Origin of the sequence: Flavihumibacter stibioxidans (assembly GCF_014332695.1) — a bacterium.
GTDB classification, from domain to species: domain Bacteria; phylum Bacteroidota; class Bacteroidia; order Chitinophagales; family Chitinophagaceae; genus Flavihumibacter; species Flavihumibacter stibioxidans.
The window spans coordinates 1-10119 of the sequence record NZ_MBUA01000006.1 but is presented as its reverse complement, the minus strand read 5'-3'; the positions used below and the strand labels follow the sequence as shown (position 1 = coordinate 10119).

Below are 10119 nucleotides of genomic sequence, written 5' to 3'. Positions count from 1 at the left end.
CGTTGGCTGCTATTTAGACAGACCACAATAATTTGAAATCATTTTAAGACCATCAAAACTTTTAAATCACCAATGCGACTTACAAAGACTGAAATGTTTACAATGCTTTCCTTAGTTGCACCTTATTTTTTTGCATTATTATTTTTCAGACACACAGACATTTTTACTTTTTTAGGGCTTATAGGATTTTGTGCATTATTTATTATCGGCTGTTTGATAATTCTTCTATTGACAAAACAGACAAAATTTAGAAAGTTATATTACTTTATTGCAACTGCCATTAGTGTGACAATATTTTTAACTTGTAGAGATGGGCTTATTAATACAGCTGACAAAATATTCTTTTCAATTCACAAATCTCGAATGACTGAAACTGTTGTAGCAATTGAAAAGGCACGACAAGAAAATAAACAAATTGAAATTCCGCAATTAAGCTTTGCTGCTGTTGACACACTTGAAAGTGGAGAAGTAATTTTTACATTAGACGGAATGCTTGATAACTGTGTAGGAATTGCATATTCAAAAGACAATACTAACCCAGGATATACTAACTGTGGACGAATTATAGAATGGAAAAAAATTGACGATCATTGGTATTTGTGGTACACAACGTAGAATAAAACAGCAGCCAACATATGGTTTTGTGCAAGTTGGGCTAGACGGAATTCGCCATCAACTTTTGTACTACTATTTAACTTAAGTTCCAGCTCGACAGAACGCTATTGAGCAAAAGAATAAATCATCAACTTTTACCTACACATTTGGCTGACGTTTACAAGCAGACGGAACTCGAAATCCCCAACCTGCACAAAGCCTCGAACGTTGTGTGCCATTATTCAAACTCTCTCCAAGCGAGAAAAATGAATAAACTTTCCTTCAAAATATTGCCAAGTCCCGAAACAAATGACCACGAGGTCAGAATTTTAATAGACAATGAAGATATTTTAGGCAGTGACTATTTAGGTATTGATCCGTCAATATTTTTCAACCAAGACAATTTAGATAAAAATGGAGAATTAATGATTGCACGATGCTGTTGCGGTGTCGATGAATGTTGCGATTATCCTATAATTGTTACAATTACTGAAAATGTAACTTGGACAGACAAATATGGACTAAATCTATCGTTTGATAAAGAAGAATATCTCAATTTAATAAATAGGTCTAGAACTGACTACAGTTGGGAAGATATTAAACGAAGAGTAGAACGCTTAACAAGTGATGTACTAAAACATTCAAAGACAAAATACAATTATCAATTTAAGTGGGCCTCAGCAAGAATAAACGACAAACAAATCACTCAATGTTATAGTAACAACGATGATCAATTATTATTCAACTTGTTTTGGGACGGACATAGCGAAAAGAATGTAATCCAAAATGCCGAACTGTTTTTAAATGAAAAATTGTGACACCCCGCAACGGCACACAACAAAACTATTGGCAAAAGCAGGGCGGGACATTGAGACATCAACAAAGTATCAATAATGAGCATTGGCCCAAACTTGTCACTATTTCTATTTGGCTTTAAGAATTATAAATGAACATTTGTAAATTAATATTTCGGTTAGCCGGGCGGGACGTTAGTAATGCCCCTGCCTTCGCCAATACTTGAACGTTAGGCGCAATTAATTCAGCCGCAAAATATGCTAAGAAGAAAGGACATAATATTTCTATTAATTTCAATATCATTAGGAATATGCGGACTCTTTTACCTTTCAGGATTGACACTAATTTTGTTAATCATATATGTTTGGGGCCTATTTTTCGGTATTGGTTTCATGCTAAGTTCAATTTATTTAGGTCGTAAGGCTTTAAAACTTGGCATTTACTTGATAATTCCAATAATGACAAACTTCATATCAAAAGAGGTTTTACTGAATTACAGGCAAATGAAAGCAACAAAACTAATTTCACAATTAGATTCCTACTATTTAAAAAACGGTAATTATCCGAAAAAAATAGATTCAACATTTGAAATAAGAAATTCTTGGTTAAGCTATTCCTCTACAAGCGATAATCAAACATTTAGTATTTCATTTTTTATTGGCGGACTTACTGAATATCAATACGACAGTAAACGCGACTCTTGGTTTACTATAAACTAGAACTAGCATCATTTTGCGCCTAACAGGCGGTTTGGCAATATGGCGGGGCGACGAATATTCAATCAACTTTCACTCCATATTCAACATTAATTCCAACTATAGAATAAAACTTAGCATTGGAATTAAAAATGAACATTTAATTATTAAATCAGCAACGGTTCGGCCCGACGGTTTTCAAATACCGCCCTATCGCCAAGCCGTAAACGTTACATGCCATACCCGTGCGACCAGTCATAATATGCATCATTCTAATCTTGACAACAACTGTCACTTCATGCTTTCGTGAGACATACCACACATTGCAAAGAAGTGAAATAACCATAAATGATAGCTACGAAATAAAAAGTCTGACGGGTTGCTGCGGTTGTAATGCCATTCTATACAATGTAATTAGAGACAACCGAATCATTGAACAGTTTGTTGTAGAAACTAAGTGTGTATTATTTGAACCGACAAAACATCTTTTTACATTAGACAAAAAAGGACGAGTACTGAAAATGAAATCTTTTGTAGCTGTAACAGATAGTTCTTTTACGCTACCAGCGACAGACGTTGATAAAAAGATATTCCTTAGACTAGACAGTATTTACAAAGACTGGACAAGCATTAATAAAAGGCAGATAAAATTTGCGGATTTAACAGGTTTCAAGGAAAATGGACAAACACATATGCCTTTAGGTGTAAAGATTGCGAAAGGTTCTACAAAATAGTACGGCATGTAACAAAGGGTTTGGCGTCAGTGGGGCGCGACGAACAAACAATTAGCTTTTACTATAAATCAACATTTGATCTGGCTACTGAATCAAATTCAGATTAAGAATCGTAATTCAACATTAATTCAAATATGGGCAATAGTCCAGGCGGGACATTAAAAACTCCCCCCACCGAACGCCAAGCCCTAAACGTTGTACGTCACCCTACTGGGACACATCATTCCAGTTTGACACGACTTAAAACTTTGCAATGCTGCCCTACGCAATTTTAGCACATGGCAAGGCACACAAAACCCGGACACAAATGCCAACCTTGCCAAGAGCTAAAAATGCCAACGCACTGCCCCACCCGCCGGGGCGACAACATGTTATCATCTGCACACGTAACACCATCACCCCAATTAAACTATACCTATTGCAACGGCCTTTATATGGAATCCCAAACGCAACTTTATGTAACTTCAACTTTTCTATCAAGCCTCAATAACATATATGTTCGATTTTAGATTACAGGTTTTTAACACCGTTGCCAAACGCCTCAGCTTTACTAAAGCTGCAGAAGAGTTATTTATCACCCAACCGGCAGTTACCAAACACATACAGGAAATTGAACATCATTTTAAAGTAAAATTGTTTGAACGCAATGGCACTAAAATAAAATTGACAACAGCAGGTCAAACTCTTTTGCAGCACACCAAACAGCTATTTGATGTGTACCGAAACCTTGAGTTTGAATTGAACACATTTACTCAGAAGTATTCCGGAAAGCTAAGTATTGGTGCAAGCACCACTGTAGCACAGTATGTGTTGCCGCCGGTACTCGCTGCTTTCTACAAAAAATTTAGCAATATAAAAGTTGTATTAAGTATTAACAACACAGGGCAAATTGAACAGGCTTTAGAAAACAAACAGATTGACTTAGGAATTATTGAAGGCCAATCAAAAAATAATTTGTTCAAATACACAGAATTTGTAAAAGATGAATTAGTCTTAGTTGCTAACATGAATCATCCAATAGCAAGAAAAGGAGTGATTAAACCCGATGAATTACTAAAAATTCCATTGCTGTTAAGAGAGCCAGGCTCTGGCACACTGGAAGTTATTGCACATGCGTTGAAACCATTTGGGATTAAAATTTCCCAATTGCAAAACGAAATGGAACTGGGCAGTACAGAAAGCATGAAGCTGTATTTATTAAATTCCAATGCTATGGCCTTTCTTTCCATACATGCAATTTTAAAGGAATTACAAAACAAGGAATGCTGTATTATTGATGTAAAAGGACTAAATATTGAACGCCATTTTTATTTTATCCAGCAGCATGGGCAGGCAGAGGCACTGCCAGACCTTTTCATGAAATTTGCCCGGCACTATAACTTCAGGTAATGATACATTATCAATAGCAATTTCTCTTCCGCATATAATCTAATGAGCTTTGTGTTTTCAAAAAACAAAGTAATCATTATGGAAGAAATAACTGCACTGCCAACTAAACAAAAACCTGCAAAAAAATTATTAGACCGTAGCATTACCACCAGGGAACTGATATTTTTACTTGCTCTTGTATTTTGTATATCGCCCCTCATTTCGCCGCCTGTTGCCTTGTTAATGGGTTTGGTAATAGCCCAGTTTATCGGTCATCCTTATTTACACCTTAATCATAAAGCTACTCATATTTTATTACAGGTATCTGTAGTGGGTTTAGGGTTTGGCATGAACGTAACTAGTGCAGTGAAAGCCGGTAAAGAAGGAATTATTTTTACCATTGTATCTATCATTGGCACATTGGTAATAGGTTTTTTATTGGGCAAGTTTTTAAAAATAGAAAAGAAAACTTCTTACCTCATAAGTGCCGGTACAGCAATATGCGGCGGTAGTGCAATAGCCGCTGTTTCTCCCGTTATTAAAGCACAGGAAAAGCAAATTTCAGTAGCCCTCGGTACCATCTTTATTTTAAATTCTATTGCATTATTTCTTTTTCCTGCAATAGGCTATGCAATCAATTTGTCACAAACGCAGTTTGGTTTGTGGAGTGCTATTGCCATACACGATACAAGCTCAGTGGTAGGGGCGGCAAGCAAATATGGCACACATGCCCTGGAAGTGGCAACTACCGTAAAGTTAGCAAGGGCACTATGGATAATCCCTGTTGCATTCTTGTCAACTTTCATCTTCAAGAATAAAGGAAGCAAAGTTAAAATCCCCTATTTCATTGGCTTGTTTGTTTTGGCAATGATTGTAAATACTTATGTGCCTTTTGTAAATCAATACAGCCACTACTTAACCGATTTTGCCAAAGCAGGTTTAACGGTAACATTATTTCTTATTGGTTGCGGGCTAAATAGGAAACTATTGTTAAGCGTAGGCTTCAGGCCGTTGATACAAGGGGTAATACTTTGGATACTTATATCTGCTGCTGCGTTGTGGGCAGTAACCTCTTTAGCCTAGCACTCTTATTACTTGTGGTTATGGCTCATTAATTTGTATGATTTCTCCCGGCTTCATTAACAACTGACCTTTACATCGTTAATCAAAAGCAAACAAAATGAAAAAAAATCAACTGGCAAACACAACTGAAAATACAGTTACTGCCAATGCGATACTAAATAAAAAAGCATGGATTAAAAGAGACATCGTTTTAAATGTAGGCTTCCAGGAAAGTATGATAAGAGGGTTCATCACCATCTTTATTCCCTGGCCCCTGCTCGCAATAAACCACAACCTGCTCATTTATGCTGCACCGGTAATGTTCTATTTGTTTGTAACAGCCTTAACGCATTTCTGCTTTATCCGCTATGCATGGCAGCATTGGATAAAACATATGAAAACGGCGGCCATTTGCAATTTTGCTACTGACCTGAACATCCCTGTTGAAGCCGTTTAAAATTATTGTTATGAAAGTACATTGGTTTCCCATAATGCTGTTTATTATCATTGCTATTGTTGTAGCGAATGAAAGTATTTCAGGCTATCAAAAAAGAAAAGAGGCAGACAAAGCCTTTGCAGCTTATATCGCTTCTGAACCGGTGGATACCGTATGGAGAGGATGGAATAAATATCAAATTCCTGTTTGGACAGATAATGGTAAGTTAATTTGGTATGGTCACGAACTTATATCCAACACTTCTTATTATTTGGGTACTAAAGGGATCGTTGCTCAAATTACCAATGGTATGAACTGCCAGAATTGTCACTTAGATGGGGGCACCATTCCTTTCGGAAATAATTTTGGTAAAGTGTATGCAACCTATCCGCAGTTTAGGGCAAGAAATAATGGTATGCAAAGTATTTACGACCGGGTTAACGATTGTTTTGAACGAAGCCTCAACGGAAAGAAAATGGACAGCACAACTAAAGAAATGCAGGCCATATATGCTTACATGAAATGGTTAGGTGATGATGTGCCAAAAGGTGTTGCCAGAGGTGGCACCAGTCTGATGAAACTAAAATATCTTGACAGAGCCGCCGACCCTGCTAAAGGTTTACAGGTATATACAGCCAACTGCCAGAGCTGCCATGGTGCCAATGGCGAAGGGCAACTGAACATGGATGGAACAGGCTATAGCTATCCGCCACTTTGGGGTAAACATAGTTACAACGATGGTGCAGGCTTGTACCGCCTCAGTAGTTTTGCCGGATTTGTAAAAAACAACATGCCATTCGGTACAGAATACCACAATCCAAAACTAACTGATGAAGAAGCCTGGGACGTAGCCGCATTTGTAAACAGTCAGCCACGGCCACATAAAGACCAAAGTGCAGACTGGAAAAATATTGTTAAAAAGCCTATTGATTTTCCTTTTGGCCCCTATATAGACAGTTTCAGTGAGCATCAACACAAGTATGGCCCTTTTAAACCAATAAGCGATGCACAAAAAACAAAAAAATAGTTTAGTTACCAGCGGCGATAGCTTAGGTTTAGCATCGTTGCGTCGCAATCAGTTCAACTGCTGTACTACTATTAAACTTTTTTAAACAATAAATATAAACGTATGAAACAATTATCAATTTTGGCACTAAGCCTTGTACTGCTCACAACAGCAATAACAGCACAAACAACCAGCAAAGCATTAGAAAGAAATGCTGCATTTACCGGAGCAACCACCACAAAAAAAATGTATCATGCCATTTACCAGTTAGATGTAAATGACCCTAAGATTATTGAGAAGGCCATCCGTAATATTAATAATGCACTAACCGACCCACGGCTGGCAGGTAAAATAGAAATTGAGCTAATTGCATTTGGCGGTGGCACGGATGCTTACATGAAAGGCAGCAAATATGAAGAAGACCTGAAAGCATTGATAGAAAAAGGAGTAATCGTATCTCAATGCAACAATACACTAAAAGAAAGAAAAATAAACCGTGACCAATTGTACAACTTTATTGCCATTGTGCCCAGCGGTAATGGTGAACTCATCATCAGGCAGGCAGAAGGCTGGAGTGTAATAAAACCATGATACATGTTTTATACTGCCGAATAGCACTACAACTGTACAAGTGTGCGACGCAACAACAGCCTAATAGTTGTACCTCAGCTTATTTCAAAAAAATAAAAAAAATGAAAAAAGTATCTATAACCATCTTAATGAGCTTTATTACCATGATTACAACGTATGCACAGGAACACCGCTTTGACCCACCCTGGAACATCCCACCACAAAGTGCCGTAATGTTTACCGTGCCAGGTGTAGATAATGTTCCGGATTTATTTGGCAATATTAACGACCCTCAATTAGTAGTATTCTTTGCAGGTAACCAGTTTATGTGCATTGATGATATAATTGCGGCTTTTAAAAAACAGTATCCGCAGTACCAACGCATTTTTGCAGAAACACTGCCGCCCGGTATTTTAGCAAATCAAATTGAAGGTGGAAGCATAACAATAGGGAACATGCGTATTACATTAAAGCCCGATGTTTATACAGCCGGTAAAACACGGATTTTGCAAATGACCAATTTGTTTACCGATACCGTTGCGTATGCCTATAACAAACTGGCCATTATGGTACACAAAGGCAATCCAAAAAATATCAGGAGCCTGAAAGATTTAGCAGGGAAAGATGTAAAAATAAGTATGCCCAACCCGGCCTGGGAAGGTATTGGCAGGCGTATAGAAGAGGCTTATGTAAAAGCTGGTGGTGAAAAACTAAAAAATACGATTATGGAAACAAAAGTAAAAGACAGCAGTACGTATTTAACTCAAATTCACCACCGACAATCCCCAATGCGTATTTTATACCAACAAAGCGATGCAGCACCTGTATGGTATAGTGAAGCATATTATCAGCAAATGATTAACCACCCGGTTGAGATGATTACTATACCCGATAAAGAAAACATCAGTGCAACTTATATGGCGGGTTTAATGAAAGCTGCACCACATCCGCAGGCTGCAAAAGATTTTATGCAATTTCTTATCAGTGAAACGGCTAAAAATATTTATCAAAAATATGGTTTTACAACCAATTAAAAAGTTGATGATGAAAAAAATACTATACACATGTATGGCAATACTCATAGTGCCTGCCATAGCAAATGCGCAAACAGATACTCTGTATGTATATGGACCCGGTGGTCCATTTGCACCCATTAATGAATGTGCCCAGCTATTTGGAAAAAAACACAACATTGTGGTAAAAGTTACTGCCGGGCCGGAGGCGAACTGGATAGGTGATGCGTTAAGCAATGCTGATATTATTTTTGGCGGGGCAGAATATATGCTTACTTCTTTTGCCCTGAAACATCCGGGAATGATTGACAGCAGCACAAGAACAGAACTTTACAAACGTGGGGCAGCCATTCTTGTACGGCCTGGCAATCCAAAGCACATAAAGAACCTTGCAGACCTTACTAAAAAAGGTATTCGCATTTTAGACGTAAATGGTGCTGGCCAGTTTGGCTTGTGGGAAGACCTTGCTGGAAAACAAAACCTGATTGAAGAAATTCAGAGAAACATAAAAACATCTTTTGAAAACACAGCATTGGGTATTTCCGCATGGAAAGCAGACACTACTTATGATGCCTGGATAACTTATGCTTCCTGGCATTACCGATTAAAAGATATAACGCAACTGGTAAAAATTCCAACGGCTATAAATGTTTATAGAGGTACACCAATCGCTATTACAAACAGGTCTGCTCACAAAGATTTATCGGAGCTATTTATAAATTTCATGCTTTCAAATGATGGACACATTATTTTTAAAAAGTGGGGATGGGAATAATAACTAAAATTGGTTGAATACATGAGTTTTAACGACAGATTCCCAACGCACCAAGGCAGGCACATTTGCAAGGCGCACAAAGCCGAGACACAAAAGCCAACCTTGCAAAAGAGCCTGCCTTGTTCCTATGCTTCTTCGGACACACCCTACTTCGGTTGACACAAACGTTATAATGACACACCCGACAGAAGGCGAACGTACAACATGGGGCTTTGTGCAATAGCGGGGCGACGAAACGCAGCATCAACTTTTTGTTCGCTATTGTGCGGCATATCCAGCTTGTCAGAACGCTGTTGGTCAGCAGTAGTAAACATCAACAAAAACAACTATTTTCATCTTCAGTTCGGGGCTTGACGGAACACGGAATACCGCTCCTGCACAAAGCCCTGTTCGTTGGTGGCAATTAAAATTGACACACCCTAATATGCAAAGCGAAAAAAGACAGCATCTATTCAGAAAATGCTTATGAGACTTTCGACATTTTTACTTCTTTTCAATTGTTTAAACTCGTTTGCACAAACAAATAATTACCAAAACTTACTTGACACCGCTATAGGAGGACACGGAAGTCTGTTTCTTTATTCGAAACCCTTAAAAGTAACACGACTTGACATAAAAGAATTGTGGTTTTATTTTGAAAATGCAAGAGAGTATTCTAATCAAAAGCTGGACACAGTAATGTTCTCTCAAATTATTCAAAATTCTTTAGTTGCGGACACAACTTTATGGTCAGACAATGAACTACCGAAATTTATATTAATTAATGATAGAGCAGCGACCGTTTCCAAAAGGTACGTAGTTGAGAAATTCAAATTGACTGACAAAAAGCAAATCAAATATTTCACCAAATACGTAAACAAATTTAACACAACAGATATTTCAGACCGAGTTATTTGCTACTATTCAAGACCGATTTTTGACAATACAAAAACATTCGCAATAGTTCAGTGGGACAACGGACACAGTTATCTTGGCGGTGGCGGTGGCATTATGCTTTATCAACAGCAAAGCGACAAGACCTGGAAAGAACATTGTGTGATACTTAACTGGCGATATTAACTGCCACCAACA

At 37.8% G+C, this 10119-nt stretch carries 12 protein-coding genes; all 12 read left to right on the top strand.

The features are described from left to right. Positions 1-72: 72 nt before the first annotated feature. A complete protein-coding gene (locus BC349_RS07000) occupies positions 73-615 on the top strand; it encodes a hypothetical protein (protein WP_187256050.1) in 543 nt (180 codons plus the stop codon). A 245-nt stretch (positions 616-860) separates the two neighbouring features. After that, positions 861-1412: a hypothetical protein gene (locus BC349_RS06995; RefSeq protein WP_187256049.1), complete on the top strand. Its 552-nt coding sequence runs from the start codon at positions 861-863 to the stop codon at positions 1410-1412. Between the two features lie 480 nt (positions 1413-1892). Beyond that, positions 1893-2108 (top strand): hypothetical protein, encoded by a 216-nt coding sequence (locus tag BC349_RS06990; RefSeq protein WP_187256048.1) that lies wholly within the window; start codon positions 1893-1895, stop codon positions 2106-2108. A 299-nt stretch (positions 2109-2407) separates the two neighbouring features. Further along, positions 2408-2818, top strand: a complete 411-nt coding sequence (locus BC349_RS06985) for a hypothetical protein (protein WP_187256047.1) — start codon at positions 2408-2410, stop codon at positions 2816-2818. A 495-nt stretch (positions 2819-3313) separates the two neighbouring features. Beyond that, complete coding sequence (locus BC349_RS06980; protein ID WP_187256046.1) at positions 3314-4207, top strand: LysR family transcriptional regulator; 894 nt, start codon at positions 3314-3316, stop codon at positions 4205-4207. A 78-nt stretch (positions 4208-4285) separates the two neighbouring features. Then, positions 4286-5269 (top strand): YeiH family protein, encoded by a 984-nt coding sequence (locus tag BC349_RS06975; RefSeq protein WP_187256045.1) that lies wholly within the window; start codon positions 4286-4288, stop codon positions 5267-5269. A gap of 97 nt (positions 5270-5366) precedes the next feature. After that, positions 5367-5705 (top strand): hypothetical protein, encoded by a 339-nt coding sequence (locus BC349_RS06970; protein ID WP_187256044.1) that lies wholly within the window; start codon positions 5367-5369, stop codon positions 5703-5705. 10 nt (positions 5706-5715) lie between these two features. Next, positions 5716-6711, top strand: a complete 996-nt coding sequence (locus BC349_RS06965) for a c-type cytochrome (RefSeq protein ID WP_187256043.1) — start codon at positions 5716-5718, stop codon at positions 6709-6711. Between the two features lie 102 nt (positions 6712-6813). Beyond that, positions 6814-7281 (top strand): DsrE family protein, encoded by a 468-nt coding sequence (locus tag BC349_RS06960; RefSeq protein ID WP_187256042.1) that lies wholly within the window; start codon positions 6814-6816, stop codon positions 7279-7281. Between the two features lie 101 nt (positions 7282-7382). Next, positions 7383-8294, top strand: a complete 912-nt coding sequence (locus BC349_RS06955; protein WP_187256041.1) for a molybdate ABC transporter substrate-binding protein — start codon at positions 7383-7385, stop codon at positions 8292-8294. A gap of 34 nt (positions 8295-8328) precedes the next feature. Further along, the gene (locus BC349_RS06950; protein WP_222840112.1) at positions 8329-9048 is read left to right on the top strand and encodes a substrate-binding domain-containing protein; all 720 of its coding nucleotides are present in this window, start codon (positions 8329-8331) and stop codon (positions 9046-9048) included. A 465-nt stretch (positions 9049-9513) separates the two neighbouring features. Continuing rightward, positions 9514-10107, top strand: a complete 594-nt coding sequence (locus tag BC349_RS06945) for a hypothetical protein (RefSeq protein ID WP_187256040.1) — start codon at positions 9514-9516, stop codon at positions 10105-10107. Positions 10108-10119: the final 12 nt, after the last annotated feature.

What these genes read in the sequence shown, in the direction of transcription:
- BC349_RS06950 (WP_222840112.1), top strand. Translation starts at nt 8,329, where the DNA reads ATGGCAATACTCATAGTGCCTGCCATAGCAAATGCGCAAACAGATACT.
- BC349_RS07000 (WP_187256050.1), top strand. Translation starts at nt 73, where the DNA reads ATGCGACTTACAAAGACTGAAATGTTTACAATGCTTTCCTTAGTTGCA.
- BC349_RS06945 (WP_187256040.1), top strand. Translation starts at nt 9,514, where the DNA reads ATGAGACTTTCGACATTTTTACTTCTTTTCAATTGTTTAAACTCGTTT.
- BC349_RS06980 (WP_187256046.1), top strand. Translation starts at nt 3,314, where the DNA reads ATGTTCGATTTTAGATTACAGGTTTTTAACACCGTTGCCAAACGCCTC.
- BC349_RS06960 (WP_187256042.1), top strand. Translation starts at nt 6,814, where the DNA reads ATGAAACAATTATCAATTTTGGCACTAAGCCTTGTACTGCTCACAACA.
- BC349_RS06955 (WP_187256041.1), top strand. Translation starts at nt 7,383, where the DNA reads ATGAAAAAAGTATCTATAACCATCTTAATGAGCTTTATTACCATGATT.
- BC349_RS06975 (WP_187256045.1), top strand. Translation starts at nt 4,286, where the DNA reads ATGGAAGAAATAACTGCACTGCCAACTAAACAAAAACCTGCAAAAAAA.
- BC349_RS06995 (WP_187256049.1), top strand. Translation starts at nt 861, where the DNA reads ATGAATAAACTTTCCTTCAAAATATTGCCAAGTCCCGAAACAAATGAC.
- BC349_RS06970 (WP_187256044.1), top strand. Translation starts at nt 5,367, where the DNA reads ATGAAAAAAAATCAACTGGCAAACACAACTGAAAATACAGTTACTGCC.
- BC349_RS06990 (WP_187256048.1), top strand. Translation starts at nt 1,893, where the DNA reads ATGAAAGCAACAAAACTAATTTCACAATTAGATTCCTACTATTTAAAA.
- BC349_RS06965 (WP_187256043.1), top strand. Translation starts at nt 5,716, where the DNA reads ATGAAAGTACATTGGTTTCCCATAATGCTGTTTATTATCATTGCTATT.